This is a genomic window from Novosphingobium sp., from assembly GCF_049240505.1.
Lineage (GTDB): Bacteria > Pseudomonadota > Alphaproteobacteria > Sphingomonadales > Sphingomonadaceae > Novosphingobium.
Genome location: NZ_JBMLSM010000005.1, coordinates 73,329 through 95,233, shown reverse-complemented (window position 1 = coordinate 95,233; position 21,905 = coordinate 73,329). Strand labels below are relative to the sequence as shown.

15 protein-coding genes are annotated in these 21,905 nt (G+C 62.9%); 8 read left to right on the top strand and 7 right to left on the bottom strand.

Going from position 1 to position 21,905, the window contains the following annotated elements; genetic code table 11:
- Positions 1 to 3 precede the first annotated feature (3 nt).
- The 3 genes from ACOVQ0_RS00625 to ACOVQ0_RS00615 form a co-directional block, all read right to left on the bottom strand.
- Complete coding sequence (locus ACOVQ0_RS00625; protein ID WP_421878722.1) at positions 4 to 2,223, bottom strand: TonB-dependent receptor; 2,220 nt, start codon at positions 2,221 to 2,223, stop codon at positions 4 to 6.
- Positions 2,224 to 2,296: 73 nt separating this feature from the next.
- Positions 2,297 to 3,487 (bottom strand): multidrug effflux MFS transporter, encoded by a 1,191-nt coding sequence (locus tag ACOVQ0_RS00620; protein WP_421878719.1) that lies wholly within the window; start codon positions 3,485 to 3,487, stop codon positions 2,297 to 2,299.
- Complete coding sequence (locus tag ACOVQ0_RS00615; protein WP_421878716.1) at positions 3,484 to 4,788, bottom strand: MFS transporter; 1,305 nt, start codon at positions 4,786 to 4,788, stop codon at positions 3,484 to 3,486. Before ACOVQ0_RS00615 ends, ACOVQ0_RS00620 begins: the two co-directional genes overlap by 4 nt.
- A gap of 72 nt (positions 4,789 to 4,860) precedes the next feature.
- On the opposite strand from ACOVQ0_RS00615, the gene ACOVQ0_RS00610 reads away from it, so the two are divergent.
- Together ACOVQ0_RS00610 and ACOVQ0_RS00605 are read left to right on the top strand one after the other, a co-directional pair.
- A complete protein-coding gene (locus ACOVQ0_RS00610; RefSeq protein ID WP_421878713.1) occupies positions 4,861 to 6,039 on the top strand; it encodes a cytochrome P450 in 1,179 nt (392 codons plus the stop codon).
- Between the two features lie 52 nt (positions 6,040 to 6,091).
- Entirely contained in the window at positions 6,092 to 7,120 is a 1,029-nt protein-coding gene (locus ACOVQ0_RS00605) for a LacI family DNA-binding transcriptional regulator (protein ID WP_421878710.1), read from the top strand.
- 3 nt (positions 7,121 to 7,123) lie between these two features.
- On the opposite strand, the gene ACOVQ0_RS00600 is transcribed toward ACOVQ0_RS00605, so the two are convergent.
- The 4 genes from ACOVQ0_RS00600 to ACOVQ0_RS00585 are packed head-to-tail and all read right to left on the bottom strand — an operon-like array spanning position 7,124 to position 11,591.
- Positions 7,124 to 7,897 (bottom strand): DeoR/GlpR family DNA-binding transcription regulator, encoded by a 774-nt coding sequence (locus ACOVQ0_RS00600; RefSeq protein ID WP_421878707.1) that lies wholly within the window; start codon positions 7,895 to 7,897, stop codon positions 7,124 to 7,126.
- Positions 7,898 to 7,925: 28 nt separating this feature from the next.
- A complete protein-coding gene (gene rhaT / locus ACOVQ0_RS00595) occupies positions 7,926 to 8,999 on the bottom strand; it encodes an L-rhamnose/proton symporter RhaT (RefSeq protein WP_421878703.1) in 1,074 nt (357 codons plus the stop codon).
- 19 nt (positions 9,000 to 9,018) lie between these two features.
- Positions 9,019 to 10,164, bottom strand: coding sequence for an FMN-dependent L-lactate dehydrogenase LldD (gene lldD / locus ACOVQ0_RS00590; protein WP_421878700.1), 1,146 nt, complete (start codon positions 10,162 to 10,164; stop codon positions 9,019 to 9,021).
- Positions 10,161 to 11,591: an FGGY-family carbohydrate kinase gene (locus ACOVQ0_RS00585; protein WP_421878698.1), complete on the bottom strand. Its 1,431-nt coding sequence runs from the start codon at positions 11,589 to 11,591 to the stop codon at positions 10,161 to 10,163. The genes lldD and ACOVQ0_RS00585 overlap by 4 nt, the downstream gene beginning before the upstream one ends.
- A 125-nt stretch (positions 11,592 to 11,716) precedes the next feature.
- On the opposite strand from ACOVQ0_RS00585, the gene ACOVQ0_RS00580 reads away from it, so the two are divergent.
- The 6 genes from ACOVQ0_RS00580 (at position 11,717) to ACOVQ0_RS00555 (ending at position 21,887) form a co-directional block, all read left to right on the top strand.
- Positions 11,717 to 13,828 carry a bifunctional rhamnulose-1-phosphate aldolase/short-chain dehydrogenase gene (locus ACOVQ0_RS00580; RefSeq protein ID WP_421878695.1) on the top strand — a complete coding sequence of 704 codons (2,112 nt, stop codon included), beginning with the start codon at positions 11,717 to 11,719 and terminating at the stop codon, positions 13,826 to 13,828.
- Positions 13,829 to 13,850: 22 nt separating this feature from the next.
- A complete protein-coding gene (locus ACOVQ0_RS00575; RefSeq protein WP_421878692.1) occupies positions 13,851 to 14,774 on the top strand; it encodes an alpha/beta hydrolase in 924 nt (307 codons plus the stop codon).
- Complete coding sequence (rhaI, locus tag ACOVQ0_RS00570; RefSeq protein ID WP_421878689.1) at positions 14,771 to 16,060, top strand: L-rhamnose catabolism isomerase; 1,290 nt, start codon at positions 14,771 to 14,773, stop codon at positions 16,058 to 16,060. The genes ACOVQ0_RS00575 and rhaI overlap by 4 nt, the downstream gene beginning before the upstream one ends.
- A 69-nt stretch (positions 16,061 to 16,129) precedes the next feature.
- Entirely contained in the window at positions 16,130 to 19,525 is a 3,396-nt protein-coding gene (locus tag ACOVQ0_RS00565) for a glycosyl hydrolase (protein ID WP_421878686.1), read from the top strand.
- Positions 19,526 to 19,557: 32 nt separating this feature from the next.
- Positions 19,558 to 20,466 carry a LysR family transcriptional regulator gene (locus ACOVQ0_RS00560; protein WP_421878683.1) on the top strand — a complete coding sequence of 303 codons (909 nt, stop codon included), beginning with the start codon at positions 19,558 to 19,560 and terminating at the stop codon, positions 20,464 to 20,466.
- Positions 20,467 to 20,558: 92 nt separating this feature from the next.
- On the top strand, positions 20,559 to 21,887 hold the full coding sequence (locus ACOVQ0_RS00555) for a family 1 glycosylhydrolase (protein ID WP_421878680.1): 1,329 nt from the start codon (positions 20,559 to 20,561) through the stop codon (positions 21,885 to 21,887).
- Positions 21,888 to 21,905: the final 18 nt, after the last annotated feature.

Below are 21,905 nucleotides of genomic sequence, written 5' to 3'. Positions count from 1 at the left end.
CGCTCAGTTACCGATTTCCACGCGCAGACGCAGGCCATAGGTGCGCGGCGCGCCGTAGATGATGCCGCCATCCGCGCTCGAACTGTTCTGGATCTGCGATGCGATGTAGGTCTTGTCGGTCAGGTTGTTGACGAAGGCTTCCAGCTTCCACGCCTTGCCCATGTCGAAGGTGAGGCGCGCATCGAAGATGTTGCGACCGGGCACCAGCGTGTTCACGCTGGGGAACGGCGTGGCATACTGTTCAGACAGATACGACCACTGCACGCGCGGCGTCACGTCAACCGAACCGAAGCCGACGGTATATTGCACGCCTGCGTTGACAGTCCATTCCGGCGAGAACGGCAACACGCGATCCTTGGGCACGAACCGCAGGTTGGCAGCACAGCCGACATCGGTGCCGGGGGCGTTGGTATCGGAAATGCAGGCCGAATTGGCGAACTTGGAATCGAGATACCCAAGCCCGACATTGGCGGCGAGGCCGCCGAACTGCGCGGTCAGTTCCAGTTCGCCGCCCCACGATTTGCCTGCCAGCGCGTTCTGCGTGACCGGCAGCCCGCCGACGAGGCTGGAAAGCTGGATGTCCTTGTAATCCGAATAGAACACATCGCCATTCACGCGCAGGTGGCGGTCAAGCAGTTCGGTCTTGAAACCGGCTTCGTAGACGAAGTTGCGCTCAGGCTTGAAATCGGGCGTGTTGGGCGTGAGGTTTACGCCGCCTGCCTTGTAGCCCTTCGAAGCGGTCAGGTAGATCATGTTGTCACCACCGAAGTGGTAATTCACGCCGATCTTGCCGGTAAGCTGCTGCGAAGTGACCTGGCTGGTGAAAGGCAGGGTAAAGCCCGCGCCCGGAACAGCAAAGCGGGTGTAGACCTGCTTGTCCCACGAATAGCGCGCACCTGCGAGCACTTCGATCGCATCGGTGAAGTAGTAGTTCACCTGACCGAAAACCGACTGCGAGGTGTTCTTGGCCTCGGTGATGATCGAGCTGTTCGATTGCAGCACGTCGAGCGTGTTGCGATTATCGCGCAGCAGGGTAACGGGCACGGTTTCGTCCATCACGAAGCCGCCGAAGACCCACTGCAGCGGTCCCTTGTGGGTGGATAGCAGGTTGAATTCACCGATCAGCGTCTTGAACTGCGTATCACCGTTGCTGACGCGGCCGGGATAGGTGCGTGTGTTGGCGCTGCTGGCCGGAAGGTTTGCCGGAACGGCCAGCGCCGTGGCGGTGCGATCGCCATCGGTCTGATCGTGGGTATAGCCATCCTGCCACGAAACCAGCCCGCGCGCCTGCACGCTGTCGCTTACGTCATAACGCGCTTCGGCAGACAGGCGATAACCCTGCTGGTTCTGGAACGAGAGCGCATCTTCCTGAATGACGAAGGGATCTGTGCTTACGGTATCGCCACGGCGCTTGACGGCGTTGTTGTCAGACTTGACGTTGAAGTATTCACCGCGAACGTTGACGTTGAGCCTGCCGTCCGCACCGCGCAGGCGCAGGTTGGCGCGCACGGCTTCCATGTTCATGTTACCGGGCTGGCTCTGCGCGTTCGGCGCGATGTTGCGCGTAAAGCTGTCACGCTGTTCGTGAACGCCCGCGATCCGCAGGGCCACGTTTTCGCCACCCACGTTGACCGCTGCAACCGCGCGATAGCGGTCGTAGTTTGCCACTGTGAAATCGCCCACGGCAAAGCTGCTGTCGAATTCGGGTTCGGGCGTGCGGACATAGAGCGCGCCGCCGGTCGAATTCTGCCCAGTCAGCGTGCCTTGCGGGCCGCGCAGCACTTCGATGGTGCCGATATCGAAGAACGACTGGCCGATGAACTGTTCATGCGGGATCAGCTGGCCATCGATGTAATAGGCCACGCCGGGATTGGACGTTGGCGCGGACTGCGCGATGCCCACGCCGCGAATGTTGATGAAGGTTGACCGGTTGAACGTGTTGATCGCGACCGAAGGGGCAACCTGCTGAATATCGTTCAGGTTGACCACGCCCTTGCGCTGCAGTTCTTCGCCCGAAAAGACCGAGGCGGAAATCGGAACGTCCTGCAGGCTCTGTTCGCGGCGTTCGGCGGTGACGATGATAGCGGTCAACCCGCCATTGTCCTCGGCCTGCGCTTCGGCGGCCTGTGGCTCTGCGGTCTGTGCGAAAGCCGGAGCGATGGCGGCGGTGCTGCCCAGCAGCACGCCGAGCATGGCGGCCCTGCGGGTGTTGATGACAGACATGGAAATCCCCTCAATTAATTCTGCTCTAACGGATAACAATGCCCATACAGCTGATGTAAGGGCTTGCAAAGCCCTAATTCACAAGATGCTGTCTGCGTACGCCGATGGCGCAGAAAAATGCGATGGCGGTTGAAAGGGTCAGCGCAGCAGCCACGCGCAGTGGATCAAGCGGTGAAAGCAGACCTAGAAGGGTCATGGCCGAGCCGCTTCCCAGCATTTGCAAGGCTCCGGCAAGGCTTGTCGCGGTGGCGGCCAGCCCTTTTTCCGCAAAAGCCACGGCATTGAAGGCAACCGGCCCTGCCATGCCCGCGCCGAGGCCCAGCAGTGTAATCGGTGCGATCAGCGCGACAACGCCTTCGATGCCCGCCAGCGCCAGTGCAAGCGCTGTGATCGCGCCCATTGCCGCGCAGCCGGTGCCGACGATCAGCGCGCTGAAACGACGCTCTATGGGCACGACCAGCCTTGTGCCGCCGATGCTTGCCACAGCAATGGCGAGCAGCGCCATGCCCGCCTCGCTTGACGACAGCCCGTATCGATGAACCAGCAGAAACGGGGCTGCGCCCAGAAACATGTAAAGCCCGCTGCTGGCCGCTGAAAGCGCCGCCGTGGTCAGCACGAAGGCGCGGTTACGGGCGAGTTTGCCATAGGCGCCCAAGAGGTTCTGCCGTTTAGCATCTGGTTGCGACGCCTTGCCGGTTTCGGGCAGGCGGTGCCACGCAGTGATCAGCGCGACCAAGCCGGCCGCTATGAGCAGGCCGAACACCGCGCGCCAGCCTGCGATATCGGCAATGGTTCCGCCGATGACCGGGGCGATCGCAGGGGATATCAGCACGATCATCATCAGCGTTGCCTGTGCGCCCGCTGCCTTTACCGGGCCGAACATATCGCCCACCATCACCCGCGCCGTCACCACCCCGCAGGCCCCGCCGCCCGCCTGAATCAGCCGTGCCAGCAAGAGCCATTCCGGCTTTGGCGCAAACACTGCGGCGGTTGCGCCAAGGATATAGAGAGTCAGCCCCGCCAGCATCACCGGCCTGCGCCCAAGCCTGTCCACCAGCGGCCCGGCCACGAGTTGGCCCCCGGCAAGACCGGCCAGATAGACGCTGACCACTTGCTGCGCGCGCGCCTCGCCAATGCCGAAATCGAGCGCGATCAGGGGCAAGGCCGGAACCAGCATGTGAATCGCCATCGAACCCATCGCTGCGATGGCGCCGAGAGTCAGGATCGTGGTACGATAGCCGGGTTCCGGCTTTGCGTGGTTCATCGCAGGCCACGCGCCGCCATTTGGCGGGCGGTCATCGTAAGACCGGCGCAAACCACGGCGATCCCTACCAGCAGCAGCGTGGGAGGGGTGAACGAACCGGTCGTCTGCCGTAGCCAGCCCATAAGCGGGGGCACGGTGGCCCCGGCAAGACTGCCGGTCATGTTGATCACCACAATACCCATCGCCATGCTTCCCGGTTTGAGCAATCGCGTGGGAATGGCCCAGAACGCGGCAACCGTGCAACCGGTGCAAGCGCCGCCGATAACCAGCGCGATCAGGCCCGGCAAACCTGCGCCGAACAGATTCGCCGCAAGCAACCCGGCGCCACCCAGCAGGGCGGGTATGGCTACGTGTAGATAGCGTTCGCCGGTACGGTCTGAATGGCGAGCGTTGAGGATGAGGCCAAGGCCGCTGGCCGCCCACGGCAACGCCACGATCAGCCCGGTCTGTGCCGAGGTCAGGCCAGACAGGCTTTTTACCACTTGCGGCAACCAGAACATGATGCCGTAGTTGGACGCGAGGATGCAGAACCAGATCGCCGCGCAAAGCCAGCCCATTGGGCTGCGCAACACGGCCCAGCGTTCACCGTGATCGTCGCTGGCGGCGGCTTTGCTGGCCCCCCGAACGTGGCGATCGATCCATTGGCGCTCGTTTGCATCAAGCCAGCGCGCATCGGCGGGTTTATCAGGAAACCACACCCACGCGAACACGGCCAATGCCAGCGCTGGCAGGGCTTCCACCAGAAACATGAAGCGCCAGCTTTCCATGCCAAAGGGCTGGTCCAGATCGATCAGCAGGCCGGAAATAGGTGCGCCGATGACCTGGGCGACAGAGATCGACACGATGGGAATGGCCAGAATCGAAGCACGATAGCGTTCCGGCGCCCACTGGCTGAGATAGAGCATCAGCCCGGATGACAGCCCGCCTTCGGAAAAGCCGATGGCCACGCGCAGGGCGTATAATTGCCATTCGTTGCTGATCCCGGCCATGAGGCAAGAACACAGCCCCCATGCTGCGGTTACCGTCGCCAGCCAGCGGCGCAGGCCAACCGCCTCATAGAACAGCACGCTGGGGTATTTGGCGATCATGTAGCCCACGAACAAGACGCCAGCGCCAAAGCCGTATTGCGTGGCGGAAAGGCCCAGTGCGCGGTTCATTTCGATGGCCGCGAAGCCCACGTTGGTGCGATCTATCGCTCCGACGAGAATGTAGAGCGCCGCCGGGATCACCAGCCTGCGGATCACCTTGCCGCCAATAGTGCGCTCCAGCGCATCTTCCCGTGTCGCAAGTTCTGCTGTCACGGCCTCTCCCCTTGGGTCACATTGCAATGATAGCGCTTGCATGGCGCAGCGCGGCTGCTTATGCAACCGGTCATGACTGATCTCGCACAGGATTTCGACCCGGAAATTTCCGAGGATTTCGACAGCCCGCATATCGAATACGCGCGCCTGCGCCGCGAATGCCCGGTGGCGCACACCAATGGGCTGGGCGGTTTCTGGGCGCTGACTCGATATGAAGACGTGAAGCGGGCGGCTTCGGATTCGTCCACGTTCATCACTTCTGTGCAGAACGTGGTGCCCAAGGTCGCCTACACCGGGCGGCGGCCACCACTGCACCTCGATCCGCCGGAACACACGCCCTATCGCAAGGCGCTGAATCCGCTGCTTTCGGTCGAACGGTCGGAGATGTTTGCCGACCGCGCGCGCGAACTGACGCGCCGTCTGCTCGATCCGATGGTGGCCAATGGCGGGGGCGATATCTGCGTCGAACTGTCAAGCTATCTGCCGGTTCACGTCTTTGGCGAATGGATGCGCATTCCCGAAGACTGGCTCGATACCCTGCACGATGCCGGGCGGGCCTTCATCCTTGCGGTGCATTCGAACACGCCCGAAACGATGAAGGAAACGTCGCTCCGACTCTATGATATGGCCCGCGCCCTTATCGCGCTGCGCCATGAACAGCCGCAAGACCCGGCTATGGATCCCACCAGCGCTCTGTTGGAAGCGCGGCATGAAGGCCAGCCTTTGCCCGATGAACTGCTGGTCGGCACGGTGCGGCAGGTACTGGTCGTGGGCATGGTCGCGCCGATGGTGATGATCGGCAATATCTGCGTCCACCTTTCGCGCGATCAGGAACTGCAACAGCAGCTCCGCGCCGATCCGTCGCTTATCCCGGCGGCGATCGAAGAATTCCTGCGGCTCTATACGCCCTATCGCGGCTTTGCCCGCACGGCGGTCTGCCCGGTGGAGATGGGTGGCCGCATCATTCCCCCGGACGAGGCTATTGCGCTGATCTATGCCTCGGCAAACCGGGACGAGGAAGTGTTCCCCGAACCCGACAAGTTCATTCTGGATCGCCCGAACATTGCGCAGCATCTTGCCTTTGGCCGTGGACCGCACAATTGCCCGGGCGTGCATCTCGGCCGGATGCAGTTGCGCGTGGCGCTTGAGGAAATTCTTGCTGCAACGACCCGGTTCGAACTGAACGGCCCGGTTACCGTCAGCCGCTGGCCCGAAGTCGGTGCGCTTTCCGTGCCGCTGCGGTTCGGTTGAGGAGCAAGAGAGCGATTGCATGTGATGGCGTGGAGCGGCTAGCGTCTGCGCCATGACAGCATTTGTGGGGCAACCCGAACCCGACGACCTTACCGGTAAAGCGGCCACGCTGGATGACGTGGCCGTTCGCGCAGGCGTCTCGACCGCAACGGTCAGCCGGTTCATCAACAACCCGACCGTTGTCGCCAAAGCGACGGCGGAGCGCATCCGCGAAGCGATTGCCGAAACCGGCTATATCCCGAACCTGCTGGCGGGTGGTCTTGCCTCCAGCAAGTCGAAGATGGTCGCGGTGTTGATCCCGTATCTTACGGATTCGATCTTCAACGACACCATCCAGACAATGGTGGAGGAGCTGTCGTCTGCCGGAACCACGGTGATGCTGGGGCTGACGGGTGTTTCCGAAGCGCGCACCGAGGATCTGATCCGCGCAGCAATCAGTCGCCGCGTGGATGCGATCATATTCACCGGCCCGGTGACCCCGCATGTCGAACAGATGGTGCGCCGCAGCCCGGCCCTGTTCATTCAGGTGTGGGATCTGCCCGAAGACCCCATCGGTATCGCGGTCGGCTTTTCACATCATGCGGCGGGGCGTGACATTGCGCGCTTCCTGATGTCGCGCGGCTATCGTCGGCCCCATGTCGTTACCGCGCAGGGCGCGCGTGCGCAGATGCGGCGTGATGGTTTCGTCGATGAATGGACGGCCAGCGGCAGCAGCGCACCGACCGAGGCGCATGTCGAAGTGCCATCGCGCTTCGGCCATGCCCGCCGCATCTTTGCAGAGATACGGCGTCTGGATCATATGCCCGATGTGGTGGTCTGCGGATCGGACTATCTGGCGCAAGGCGTGATCGTGGAAGCGCTTGCCGCAGGATTGCGGGTGCCGGAAGACATTGCCGTGGTCGGCTTTGGCAACAGTTCGATTGCGGGCGAAATGCGCCCTACGATCACCTCGGTCGAAGTGGATGGCGCACGCATCGCGCGTGAGGCCATTGCCGCCATTCGCAATCGCAAGGGTACGGCCTTGCCGCCCGAACGCTGGATCGATGTGGGTTTCCGTCTCGTTGCCCGCGAAAGCGCCTGACGGCTAGCAGACCACCACTTTCAGCCCGGCAGCGCGCAGCGTTTCGGCCATGTGGTCGGATATGCCGCTGTCGGTGATGATGGTGTCGATCTCATCCAGCCCGCACACGATGGTGCCCGATTGGGAGCGGAACTTGCTGCTGTCCACCAGCAGGATCACCTCCTCCGCCCGGTCGATCAACCGACGTTCGGCGGCGACGAGCACCGGATCGGCCTGCATCGCACCTTGTGCGCCCACAGCGGCAGCCCCCATGAACAGGCGTGGCGCGTGGAAGCGTGGCATCGATTCCTCGCCCGCCGGGGCAAGAATGATGTTCTGTTCACGGAACACCGCGCCCGATGGCAGCACGATCCGGGTGCCCGTCTGTGGCAACAGTGCATTCACGATGTGCAGCGAATTGGTCAGCACCTGCAGCCCCAGCCCATCCAGATGCGGGCACATCTGCAGCGTGGTCGTGCCGCCGTCGATCATCACGCCTTCGCCGGGCGAACACAAGGCCGCTGCTGCCTTGCCGATAGCCTGCTTGGCGACAAGATGTTGCGTTATCGACTGGTCGAACGGTGTGCCCATCAGGCGCGGAGCGGCAGGCTCTTCATCTTCGGGCAGCTTCGCGCCGCCGTGGACGCGCACGATCTGCCTTGCATCCTCAAGCCGTGCCAGATCGCGCCGGATGGTTGCGGGCGACGCATCCAGCAGCACTTCCAGATCACGATAGCTGACAAAGCCCGTCGGGCGCAGCGCTTCGAATATCCGTCGTTCCCGTTCCGCTGCGTGCATTTGCGCCTACTATCTCCTTGCGCGGCGCTTATGCACCGGCATTGAGCATGTTGCCAGCGCCGATCACCACCGTAGCACCCACCAGCAGACCGATTCCGGTCCACACCAGGCGTCGCGTGCGTGCCGATGCGCCAGCCCATTCCTTCAGCGCAAAGCCCCAAAGCGTTGAAAACAGGATGATCGATGCCATGTGCAGCGTCCACGATGAAAAGCCGTATTCGCCCATCTGGCTTTCGCCCATCGTGTAGAAGAAAAACTGCCCATACCACAGCGTGCCGCCCAGCGCGGCGAGCAGCCAGTTGGCCAGCAGGTTGGGCTTTTCCCCCGGCGCGGCTTCGGGCGAATGCGCACCGAAGAACTGGCCGAAGCTGCGGTTCTTCCACAACAGGTATCCGCACCACAATGCATTGGTGGTGAGTCCACCTGCCAGCACCACGCACAGCACCGGCAGACCCTGGCTGAGCGGATCGGTTCCTGCGGCCAGCGTCAGATCGCGAATCGGCTGCCCGGCGGCAAGGCCCCAGGCAAAGCAGCCCGACATCACACCCGAAAAGGTTGCGATGAGCAGCCCTTTGCGCAAATTGAACTCGGCCACGCCTTCTGAAGCCGCCCCGCCAAGATCAGCCTCCTTGGCATTGCCCGCCCGTGCGACCACGACGATACCGACAAGCGTGATCAGAATACCCAGCAGGGTCAGCTTGCCGCTGGTCGTGGCGGCGATCTGGCTGATTGTTCCGTCAAAGATCGGCGGTCCCATCGTCCCGATCACGGTCGTCAGCCCCAGCGCCACTGCCATGCCCAGCGACAGGCCGAGATAGCGCATGGTCAGGCCGAAGGTCAGCCCGCCAAAGCCCCACATCGCCCCCCAGAACCAGCACCACATCAGTGTTTCGCGCGGGGTGGAAGACAGCACGCCGAGCAGATCGTTGGTCTGGACGCTGGCGAAGAACCACGGCGCGATCAACCACGAGAAAAGGCCACCGGCCAGCCAGAACACTTCCCACGACCACAGCTTTATGCGCTTGTACGGCACATAGAAGCTGGCTGAAGAAAAGCCTCCAATCCAATGAAATATAACGCCCAATGCCGGGTTCACGCCCATCGGTTCCTGTCCCTTTTCGTTATGGTTTCACGAGTATCGCGCGGTCGATCTCGCTGATGTTTTTCACGCCGGTCAGCGTCATGGCGACGCGCATTTCCGCTTCGATCAGGCGCAGCATGTGTTCGACGCCCGCCTGCCCCTGCGCGGCAAGGGCGAAGACCCACGCGCGGCCCAGCAGCACGCCCTTTGCGCCCAGCGCCAGCAGACGCACCACATCCAGGCCCGACCGCACTCCGCCATCGGCCAGCACGGTCATGCGGTCACCCACGGCGTCGGCAATGGCCGGGAGGGCGCGTGCTGTGGAAGGCACGCCATCAAGCTGACGGCCGCCGTGGTTCGAGACCACGATGCCGTCCGCGCCAAGATTGGCCGCTTCAACCGCATCTTCGGCATCGAGCAGACCCTTGATGATTAGCGGGCCTTTCCATTCCGACCGGATGAAATCGAGGTCTTTCCAAGATATCGAGCTGTCGAAATTCTCGCGCATCCACTTGAAGAAGTCTTCGATACCGGTCTTGCCGTCCAGCTTGCGGATGACGTTGCCAAGGCCGTGCGGACGGCCCATTACGCCCACGTCCCATGCCCATGCAGGCTTCATCGCACCTTGCAGCGTGCGGCGAAGCGCGCCCTTCATGCCCGATGCACCGGCAAGGCCCGAATGGTAATCGCGATACCGGCTGCCGGGCACCGGCATATCGACGGTGAACACCAGCGTTGAGCAGTTCAGTTCGACCGCTTCGCGCAACAGTTCGCGCATGAAGCCCCGGTCGCGAGTCATATAAAGCTGAAACCAGAAAGGCTTGCTGGCTGCTTTTGCCACTTCGCCTAAAGAGCAGGCCGAAACGGTGGAAAGCGTGAATGGCACGCCCGCCGCCTCTGCCGCACGCACCGCCTGACATTCGCCGCGCCGCGCGTTCATGCCTGCAAGGCCGATGGGGGCGAGGGCGACGGGCAGGGCATACTTCTGGCCGAACAGTTCGGTCGAAAGGTCCAGCCCGGAAACATCGCGCAGCACCCGCTGGCGCAGGGCAATATCGCGCAGGTCATCTACGTTCCGCCGCAGCGTGGTTTCGCTGTACGATCCACCGTCGATATATTCGAACAGGAAGTGCGGCAGGCGGCGGCGGGCCAGTTCGCGGAAATCGGGGATGGAAGCGGCGATCATGCAGCGGTTCCTAATGCAGCGGCTTCCACTTCCGCCTTCCAGCGGTTGCGGTAGGTATCAAGGTCCGCGTCGAGCGGTTCGACACGCACTAGTTCCCCCTGCGGACGCAAGCTCGGATCAATCAACCGCAGCGCGCCGAACGACACGTCGTTATGGGCATTGGCAGTGTAAACGGCGGTGTCGGGACGCAACGCGGCCAGCGCGCGGACAAACACTTCGGCTTCGGCAAAGCGGCCTTCCACCAGCAGGCGGTCCGACGATCCGATCAGGTCAAGCGACGTATCAGCCACGAGCGCGGTATAGAGGCAGGCCGCGGCACGGCGTTCGTACCAGTCGTCGGGCCGGTTGATCCAGTCAAACCGCCCTGTCGGAAACGGACCGAACCCGCGCATCAGGGTTGGCAGGATCAGGCGGTTATTGGCGAGCACTTCCGGTACGGCGGCCAGCAGCGCGGGTTGATCGGGTTTGATATCCACGCGGCGGGTGTCAATTTCGATCAGCGTCTCGATCTCGCGCCCGCCCATGAACCTGGCCGAAGGCACCGGGCGGCCATGAACGTCGACATTGACCAGACAGTCGCGCGCTTCGGGCAGGTCGGTGGTGTCGACCGGGGTGGCGGGCAAACGCATGGCGATGAACCATGTGCCGGTGGACAGCACGGTTGCTTCATTGTCGGCAATCTCGGCAAAGCCGCGCGCGGCCAGCAGGGCAGCATTGGAATCATGCAAGCCTGCCAGCACTTCCACGTCGGGCGACAGGCCTGTTGCGGCAGCGATTTCCGGCTTTAACGTGCCCACCACATCGCCCGCACGCACCACCGGGGCAAAGCGTTCCGCCCAACCAAGGCGCGTTGCCATTGGCGAAAAATCAGACGTTTGCGGGCACCACAGATCAGAATGGCAGCCGAGGCTGGTTACTTCGCTCACCGCCTTGCCGGTAAGGAACCACGCCCAATACTGGGCCCAGGGCAGCAGCGTGGCGTCCTTCATCGCTGCGCCATGAAGCTGTTGCATCCACCAGATCTGGCTACCGAAGTTCAGCCCATCGGGCAGGGCGGGCGATCCGGTTAGCGCGAAAGTATCGCGCTGCGCGCGATATGCGGCCATCACATCATCGGGAATGACCTGTTCGTAATCCAGCGGCGGAAAAGCCATGCGCCCATTGGCCAGCGCCACCACACCCGCACCATGCCCCACCGGAATGATCGTGCGCACCGGGTGCCCAGCGTAGGTAGCGATCGTTTCCAGCAGCCAGCGGCCCACATCTTCTGCATCGAGCCTGCGTGCATCTGCCACCTCTACGGGCACGTTGGGGCGCACCTGCCGATCGATCATCCGGCCATCAAGATCCCACAGGCTGACCTTGCTGAGAGTCTTGCCCAGATCGATGACGATAGTGGTGCCTATTGGATTGGTGCCTTTTGGCACGCGGCTCTCCCGTTGCTCAATTTTTACGAAATGCTCAATAACAATCATTCTTGATCATTTCCAGTAGAAATGTTAGCAAGCTCTCCGAACGGCGCAATGCCGACGTGTTGATCCAAAGGGATGCCATGAACGCGCAAGTCTTGATTTCCGCTGCTGCCCTGCCGTTTGCCGTGCCGACGAGCCGGTGGGACGAATCGGTGGCCGCAACGCTCAGTCCAGCCGAACTGCTGCTCTATCGTTCGAACCTGCTGGGCGGCGATCTGACGGTGACCAATTTCGGCGGCGGCAACACCTCTGCCAAGCTCGAAGAAGTCGATCCGCTTACCGGCGAAAAGGTCGAAGTTCTGTGGGTAAAGGGTTCGGGTGGCGATATCGGTTCGATGAAGCTGGACGGCTTTGCCACGCTCTATCAGGCAAAGCTGCTCGGCCTTGAAGCGCACTATGCCGGGCCGGATGATGACGACAAGATGGTCGGCTTCCTGCCGCACTGCACGTTCAATCTGAACGGCAGAGCCGCCAGCATCGACACCCCGCTGCATTCGCTGCTGCCGTTCGCCCATGTCGATCACGTTCACCCTGATGCGATCATCGCGCTGGCCGCATCGTCGGGCGGCGAAGCGGCGACGCAGGAAATCTGGGGCGGCAAGATTGGCTGGCTGCCGTGGAAGCGCCCCGGTTACACGCTGGGCGTGATGCTGCGCGATTATGTGAAGGCCAATCCCCACGTTCAGGGCGTGATGCTGGCCGGCCACGGGATCATCTGCTGGGCCGACAGCGCAAAGGCTTGCTATGAACACACGGTCGAACTGATTGCCGATGCCGCCAATTACCTGAACGCCAAGCTGGGCGAAAAGCCCGCATTTGGTGGGCAGGCGGTTGCGCCCAACCCTGACCGCGCTGCCATTGCAGCGGATTTGATGCCCCGCCTGCGCGGTTTCATGACCGGTGCGCGCAGCAAGCTGGGCCACTTTTCGGACGATGCCGAAGCGCTGGAATTTACCGGTTCGGTGGATTTTGAACGGCTGGCTTCGCTGGGCACGTCCTGCCCTGATCACTTTCTGCGCACCAAGATCGCGCCGCTGACGCTGGACCCTGCGCGGCTTCAGGATGACTCCTATCTGGCGCAGAAGATTGCTGATTACCGCGATCTTTATGCCGCCTATTACGAACGCTGCAAGCGCGCCAACAGCCCGAAGATGCGCGATTCGAACCCGGTCGTGGTGCTGGTGCCCGGCGTGGGCCGCATCACCTTTGCCACCGACAAGACCACCGCGCGTCTGGCCGGTGAGTTTTACGGCAATGCCATCAACGTGATGCGTGGGGCCGAGGCCATTGGCGATTACATTGCGCTGGACGAACAGGAAGCGTTCGACATCGAATACTGGCTTCTGGAAGAAGCCAAGTTGCAGCGTATGCCCGCGCCCAAGCCGCTGGTCGGCAAGATTGCGCTGGTAACCGGCGGCGCTGGCGGCATTGGCGCGGCATCAGCCGCCCGCCTGCTGCGCGAAGGGGCTTGCGTTGTGCTGGCGGATCGCGCTGCGGACGCAGTGGAGGAAGTGCGCGCGGGCTTTGCCAAGCAGTTCGGCAAGGACGTGGTGCGCGCCGCGGTATGCGACGTGACCGACGAAGCCCAGGTGCAGGCCGCGTTCGATGTGGCCGCGCGCGAATTTGGCGGGCTGGACATTCTGGTTGCCAATGCTGGCATCGCGTCGTCCGCCCCGATTGAAGAAACCACGGTTGAACTGTGGAGCCGCAATTATGACGTGCTGGCGCAGGGCTATTTCCTGACCGCGCGGGCGGCATGGCCGCTGATGAAGCGAATGAAGGATCAGGGTGGTTCTTCGGTTGTGTTCATCGGATCGAAGAACGGCGTGGCTGCGGCCACCAACGCCAGCGCCTATGCTTCGGCAAAGGCGGCGGCAAACCATCTGGCGCGTTGCCTTGCGCTGGAAGGCGCGCCGGTTGGCATTCGCGTCAACACGGTAAACCCCGACGCGGTGATCAAGGGCAGCAAGATCTGGGACGGCGACTGGCGCAAGGAACGCGCCGGTGCCCACGGCATCGACAGCGGCAAGGAGCTGGAAGAACACTATCGCCAGCGGTCCATGCTGAAGCGCGATGTACTGCCCGAAGATATTGCAGAGGCTGTCTATTTCCTCGGCTCGGACATGTCGGCAAAGTCCACCGGCAACATGATCAACGTCGATGCGGGGAATGCGCAGGCCTTTACCCGCTGATCCGAACCGGGAGAGGATAACAATGAAAAAGACAGCACTGTTTACCGCGATTGCCCTGATGGTGGCCGTTCCTGCGTTTGCGCAGGGCGGCCCGCCTGCTTCGGTGCCTGCGTCGGCACCGGCTGAACCGGGGGCGATTCCGCTTTATGGCGACAAGACGCCGGGCAGCGGGGCGAGCGAAAACTGGATCACATTCGGCGGCAGCAGCCTTGCCGTGCGCAATGTTACCCGGCCCACGATCACCCCGGTCCTGCCTGATCCGGCCAAGGCCACGGGTGCGGCGGTCGTCGTCGCACCGGGCGGGGCTTTCATGATGCTGGCGATGGACCACGAAGGCTGGGCCGTGGCCCGCGCGCTGGCCGACAGGGGCATTGCCGCTTTCGTCCTGAAATACCGCCTGAACCCCACGCCCAAGGATGAGGCTGAGGCGGGCAAGTTCATGGGGCAGGCGCTGATGAAGGAAGTCGGCCATCCGATGACCGGCGAACTGCTGGGCAAATCGATGGCTCCGGCAGATGGCAAGGCGGCAATCGCATGGGTTCGCGCCAATGCGGACAAGTATGGCATCGATCCGGCGCGCGTCGGCATGATGGGCTTTTCCGCAGGCGCGATGACCACGCGCCGGGTGGGGCTTGATGCCGATACGCCGTCACGCCCGGCGTTCCTTGGCTATATCTATGGCCCGCAGGATGCAGAACCTGTCAGCGCCGATGCGCCGCCGATGTTCAATGCCATCGCGCTGAACGACAGCCTGTTCCCCAACAAGGGTTTCCCGATCGCGCAGGCCTATCTTGAAGCCAAGCGCCCGGTGGAAATCCACGGATACCAGACCGGCGACCACGGCTTCGGCCTGGGCATTCCTGGCACCACCACCACCCTTCTGATCGATCAATTTACCGCGTGGCTCAAAATGCAGGGCTTCCTCACGCGAAAGGACAGCAAATGACCCTTCCGATTTCCGCCGACCTTATTGCAGAGCGTAACGCTGTCCATGCAGACGCGATGGAGGAAGATTACGCTGCGCTGGGCCGCAAGCTTTCGCGCACCGGGATCGATATTGACGCGATCAAGGACCGCGTGGCGGACTTTTCGGTCGCCGTGCCTTCGTGGGGTGCGGGGCGTGGCGGCACACGCTTTGCCAAGTTCCCCATTCCGGGTGAGCCGACCAACATCCATGAAAAGCTGGAAGACTGCGCCGTCATCCAGCAGCTTTCCCGCGTAACTCCGCGCGTCTCGCCCCACTTCCCTTGGGATAAGGTCAGCGATTTCAAGGCGCTGCGTGAAGAAGCCGCTGCACTTGGCCTTGGCTGGGATGCGGTGAACTCGAACACCTTTCAGGATCAGGTCGGGCAGGCGCACACTTACGCTAATGGCTCGCTGTCGGCGCAGGATGCCGCCACGCGGCAGCAGGCGGTTGACCACAATATCGAATGTATCGAAATCGGCCAGCAGCTTGGTTCGACCGACCTGACCGTGTGGGTGGGCGATGGCACCAACTTCCCCGGCCAGCAGGACTTGGGCCGCAGTCTTGACCGCTATCTGGAAGGCGCGGCCAAGATCTATGCCGCGCTGCCTGACGACTGGCGGATGCTGCTGGAACACAAGATGTTCGAACCGGCGTTCTATTCGACTGTCATCAGCGACTGGGGTTCGTCGATCCTTGCCGCGCAGGAACTCGGCCCCAAGGCCAAGTGCCTTGTCGACTTGGGTCACCACGCGCCCAACGTGAACATCGAACAGATCGTGGCGCGCCTGCATCGCTTCGGCAAGTTGGGCGGCTTCCACTTCAACGACAGCAAGTATGGCGATGACGATTTGGATTCAGGCTCGATCAACCCGCACCAGTTGTTCCTCGTGTTCAACGAACTTGTGGAAGCTGAACTAAATCCGCGTGATGGCTTCAACCCCAGCTACATGATCGACCAGTCGCACAACGTGACCGATCCGATTGAATCGATGCTGTCCAGCGCCGAAACCATCACCCAATGCTTCGCCAAGGCGCAACTGGTGGATCGTTCCGCGCTGCATGGCGCTCAAGATGCCAACGACACGATGATGGCGTTTCAGGCCCTGCGCCGCGCCTACAACGTCGATGTCGCGCCCATCCTTGCCAAGGCCCGCGCCGAAGCAGGCGGCGCGATCGACGTTCTCGAAGCCTATCGCCTCAGCCAATACCGCGACCGAAAGGCGCAGGAACGCAAGGCCGTGGGGCTGGGTGCCGGAATTGTCTGACGCTCGTCTGACACAGAAAATCAAATAAAAACAGACAACTGACATATCATTCATTGGGAGTTGAGCAGCATGAACCTTCGCCGGGGCCTTTCGGTCGTATCTATCCTTGCCAGCACCACGTTGCTCACGCCCGCCGCCTTTGCCGATGAAGCGGCACCGGCGACCTCCGCTGCTGACGCCACGCTGGAACAGCAGTTCGACAATCCGCCGATGGAAGCGCGGCCGCGTGTGTGGTGGCACTGGATGAACGGCAATGTCACCAAGGACGGCATCACCAAGGATCTGGCGTGGATGAAGCGCGTCGGCATTGGCGGTTTGCAGAACTTCGACGCCGGGCTGGACACGCCGCAGATCGTGGACAAGCGGCTGGTCTATATGACGCCCGAATGGAAGGACGCCTTCCGCTTTGCCGCGACCGAGGCGGACCGGCACGGCCTTGAACTGGCCATTGCGGCATCGCCGGGCTGGTCCGAAACCGGCGGCCCCTGGGTAAAGGGCGAAGACGGGCTGAAGAAGGTGGTGTGGAGCGAAACCCGCCTGAAGGGGGGCAAGCGCTTTACCGGCAAGCTGGCCACGCCGCCGGCCACCACTGGCCCGTTCCTTGATATGCCCGATGCCGATCCGCTGGCCGCCGTTGTGGGCGATCACGGTTTCCATGCGCCCGAACTCTATAGCGACGTTGCAGTCTTTGCCGTGCCTGATCTTGGCAGCATCGATCCGGTTCCGGCCTATAGCGTGGGCGGCAAGGCGATTGACGCCGCAGCGCTTTCAGATGCCAGCCTTACGTCGGGTGTAACCCTGCCACGCGGCAGCGCCGATGCGCCGACCACCGTGATCGCCACCTATGCCAAGGCGCAGACCGTGCGTTCGGCCACGGTATCCATCCCCGGCGCCAAGGGCACGTTCTCTGGCCCTACGGTCGACATGCGGCTTGAAGCGAGCGACGACGGGCAGGCATGGCGCGCGGTGGGCACGTTCCCGGTTACCGCAGCGCCATCAACCATCGCCTTTGCGCCGGTCACGGCAAAGCATTTCCGTCTGGTGCTTGCTCCCCTGCCGTTCAACGGGTCGAACATGGGTGATCCGATGCCCGGCCTTGCCCCGGCGGGCGGCTTTATTGAAATGATGGCGGCGGCGGCCAAGGCTCCGTTCGATGTAAAGCAGTTCCGCCTGTCGTCCGAAGCGATGGTGGACCAGTTCGAAAGCAAGGCCGGTTTCGCGGTCGTGCCCGATTACTATGCGCTGGGCGCGCCCGATGCGGCCACGGTGGGCGTCGATCCGGCCAAGGTCATCAATCTTACGGCCAAGATGAAAGCGGACGGCACGCTGGACTGGACCCCGCCCAAGGGCAACTGGCGCATCATCCGTCTTGGCTCCAGCCTGCTTGGCACCACCAACCACCCCGCTCCGCCCGAAGCGACCGGGCTTGAAGTGGACAAGTTCGATGGCGATGCCGTGCGTCGTTATCTGGAACACTACATCGGCATGTACAAGGACGCCGCCGGGGCGGACCTTGTGGGCAAGCGCGGCGTTCGCGCCATCCTGACCGATTCCATCGAAGTGGGCGCGGCCAACTGGACGCCGAAAATGGTGGAACAGTTCAAGCGCCTGCGCGGCTATGATCCCACGCCTTATATGCCCGCGCTGGCCGGTGTGCTGGTGGGCACGCGCGAACAGTCCGATCGCTTCCTGCGCGATTATCGCCAGACGCTGGCCGATCTGATGTCGTCCGAACATTATGGCGTGGTGGCCAAGGTTGCGCACGAACATGGCCTGAAAGTCTATGGCGAAGCGCTGGAAGACAATCGCCCGTCGCTGGGCGACGATATCGCCATGCGCAGCCATGCCGACGTGCCGATGGCCGCGCTGTGGACTTATGGCCGCAAGGCCGGGCCGAACCCCAGCTATATCGTCGACATGAAGGGCGCGGCATCCACCGCGCACATCTATGGCCAGAACCTTGTCGCGGCGGAATCGATGACTTCGGCGCTCGCGCCGTGGGCCTATGCGCCCAATGAGCTGCGCCGCATCATCGATCTGGAATTTTCCAGCGGGGTCAATCGCCCGGTGGTCCACACCTCGGTCCATCAGCCGGTGGACGACAAGGTGCCTGGCATGTCGCTGATGATCTTCGGCCAGTTCTTCAACCGGCATGAAGCATGGGCCGAACTGGCGCGGCCCTGGGTGGATTACATGGCGCGGTCTTCGCTGCTGTTGCAGGCAGGTCGCAACGTGGCCGACGTCGCCTATTTCTATGGCGAGGAAGGCCCGCTGACCGCGCTTTACGGGCGCAAGCGCATTGCCGATGCGCCCACCGTCCACGCCTATGACTTCATCAACCGTGACGCGCTGTTCGATGCGGTCAAGGTTGAAGGCGGGGAAGTGGTGGCCAAGGGCGGCGCGCGTTACAAGGCGATCCAGCTTGGCGGATCGACCCGGCGGATGACCCTGCCCACGCTGCGCCGTCTTGCCGCGCTGGTGGAGGCGGGCGCGACCGTGGTGGGCAAGGCGCCCGAAAGCTCGCCTTCGCTGAACGACGATGCTGCCGAATTTGCCGCGCTGGTGGCAAAGCTGTGGAGCGGTTCGGGCACGACCAAGCTGGGCGCAGGGCAGGTGATCGCCTCGTCCGATATCGATGCGGCGCTGGCTGGCGCGGGCGTTGCGCCCGATCTGGTGCTGGGCGGCAAATCGGCGGATGGCGAAGTGCTGTTCGTTCACCGCGCGCTGGCAGATGGCGATGCGTGGTTCGTGAACAACCGCAAAAACGCGCCGGAAATGCTGGAAGCCCGCTTCCGCGTGACCGGAAAGCAGCCTGAACTGTGGCATGCCGATACCGGTGAGGTTGAGGCGGTGTCCTATCGCATCGAAAACGGTCAGACCGTGGTGCCGCTTAACCTTGATGCTGAAGATTCGGTCTTCGTGGTGTTCCGCAAACCGGCCAAGGCCGATGCCATGGCGATCAAGAAGCTGGCTCCGGTTGCGGTCGCCACGCTGAACGGGGCATGGAAAGTGGCGTTCCAGCCCGGTCGCGGTGCGCCTGCATCCATCAGCCTGCCCAAGCTGGCCTCGCTCAGTGATCAGGCCGATGCCGGGGTGAAGTATTTCTCCGGCCTTGCGACTTACACCTCCAGCTTCACCCTGCCCAAGAGTGCCAAGGCTGGGCAGCCGCTGTGGATCGATCTGGGGCAGGTGGGTGAAATTGCCGAAGTATCGGTCAACGGCAAGCACGCCGGGTATGCGTGGCACAAGCCTTACCGCGTCAACATCGGCGGTGCGGTGAAGCCGGGTGCCAACACCATCGAGGTGAAGGTCGCAAACCTGTGGGTCAACCGCCTGATCGGCGATGCGCAGGACGGTGCGGCAAAGGTGACATGGACCGCAATTCCCACCTATTCCGCCACCGCCCCGCTGCGGCCCTCGGGCCTGATCGGGCCGGTAACCCTGCAGGCCGCCGCGAAGGATTGACCGTTCCTCCGGCGCGCGCCAGACAGCAAGGAATGACTGCCGCATCGCTCAACCGTCTCGATCCACGCGCCGTAGCCACCTTCTGGCGCGTGTGCGAGACGGGTTCGATCAGCGGCGCGGCGCGCGCGCTCAACCTCTCGCAGCCGTCCGTCTCGAACACGATTGCCCTGCTCGAACAGCGCCTTGGCGTCACGCTCTTCGCGCGTTCGCGCAGCGGCATCGTGCTCACCCGTGAAGGCGAAGTGCTGCGCGAACGGGCCGAGGCGATGGTCCGCCTCCTCGAAGCCGCCAGCATCGAACTGGACCACGCTGCGCGCGGCATATCAGGTCCCTTGCGCATCGGCGGCACGCCCGGCGCGCTGGTCAGCCTCGTTCCCGAAGCCCTGTCGCAACTGGAAGAGACGGTCGGCCCCTTTGCGCTCAGCGTGGTGGAAAGGCCGGATTCGCAACTATCCGACCTGCTCCGGTCGGGCGCAATAGACCTCGCGTTCGTGACGACAGAGATCGAGGCCTGCCCCCCCGATCTGGTAGAGATCACCGCCGCGCGCGATCCTTTCGCGCTGATCGTCGGTCGTCGCCACGATGATCTGGCAGATGCTGTTTCGCTGCGCGATGTGGCCAGCCTGCCGTGGGTTCTGCCCGAAGCGCAGGGCGCGTTCCGCCGTCAGGTCGATGCGCTGTTCCTCAATGCGGGCGTGCCGGTGCCCCAGGGCGTGATCCGCTGCGATTCCCTGCTCACGACCAAGGCGATGGTCCGCCTCAGCGACCGCGTTACCGTGCTGCCGCGCACGGTTGCGGGGGCAGAACTCACCATCGGCGTGTTGCGCGCCATCACAATTGCCGAAGCCACGTTTGAACGCTCCATCGGCGTGCGCCATCTTGCCGATCGCAGGCTACCGCCGCTGGGCCGCGCGCTGCTCCAGATTCTCGGCAAGCTATAGCCAGCGGCTATAGCCCTACAAGAATCGCATATTTTACGGCGCTTTCGCCAGTCGCTACTCCTCGTGCCAAACAGCACCACGGGGAGAGACCGATGATTGACCGCCGCAGCCTGCTTGCCGCAGGCGTTGCCCTTGCCGCTACATCTGCAGCCACACCGGCATTTGCCGCCAGCGCAGGCCGCAAGCCCGCCAGTCCCGCATTCCCCAAGGGCTTCCTCTGGGGCGCGGCCACCGCGCCGCACCAGATCGAAGGCAACAACACCGCGTCCGATCTCTGGCTACTGGAGAACCTGCAGCCCACGATCTTTGCAGAACCTTCGGGCGATGCGGCCAACAGCCTGCTGCTGTGGGAGCAAGACCTTGATCTGGCACGTGATATCGGGCTGAACTGCTATCGCTTCGGCGTGGAATGGGCGCGCATCGAACCGGAAAAGGGCCGCTTCAGCCAGGCCATGCTCAATCACTATCGCCGCGTGCTCGAAGGGTGCCGCGCGCGGGGTCTTGCCCCCATCGTCACGTTCAGCCACTTCACCGCGCCGCGCTGGTTCAGCGCGCAGGGCGGTTGGACGAACCCCGAAAGCGCCGATCTGTTCGCCCGCTATTGCACTCGCGTTACGCAGGCGCTGGGCGATCTGGCGCATTCGGCCATCACGCTCAACGAACCCAACATCCTGCTGATCCTCAAACCCATGCTGCCCCAGCCCGTGTGGGACATGCAGAAGCGCACCAATGAAGCGGCGGCAAAGCATCTTGGCGTTGAAAAGTTCGTCTGCGCCAACGTGGCCGGGATCGATGATCTGCCTGCGCTGCAAAAGGGACTGCTTGCCGCCCACACCGCAAGTCGCAACGCGATCAAGGCCGTGCGGCCGGACCTGCCCGTTGGCGTGTCGCTCGCCATGCTCGATGATCAGGCCGTTGGCCGCAATTCGATCCGCGACAAGATCCGGGCCGAACTCTACGGCGCATGGCTCGAACTTGCCAAGGCGGATGATTTCATCGGCGTGCAGAACTATGAACGCGCGATCTGGGGCGACAAGGGCCGCCTGCCTGCACCGGAAGGCAGCACGGTCAACTGGTCGGGCGCGGAAGTCTGGCCGGGATCGCTCGCAGGCGTCGTGCGCTATGCCCATGCCGCCACGGGCCGCCCAGTGCTGATCTCGGAGCATGGTGTCGGCACCACCGACGATGCCGTGCGCGCCGCCTTCATCCCGGCGTCGCTCGAACCTCTCAAGGTCGCGATGGACGAAGGCGTGCCGGTTCTCGGCTATTGCCACTGGTCGCTGGTCGACAACTTCGAATGGATTTTCGGCTACAAGCCCAAGTTCGGCCTCGCCACCGTCGATCCGGTGACCTTCGCCCGCAAACCAAAGCCAAGCGCCGCGATCTATGGTGCCATCGCCAAGGCCAATGCGCTGAAATGAAGCGTCGGCTTTCGCCTA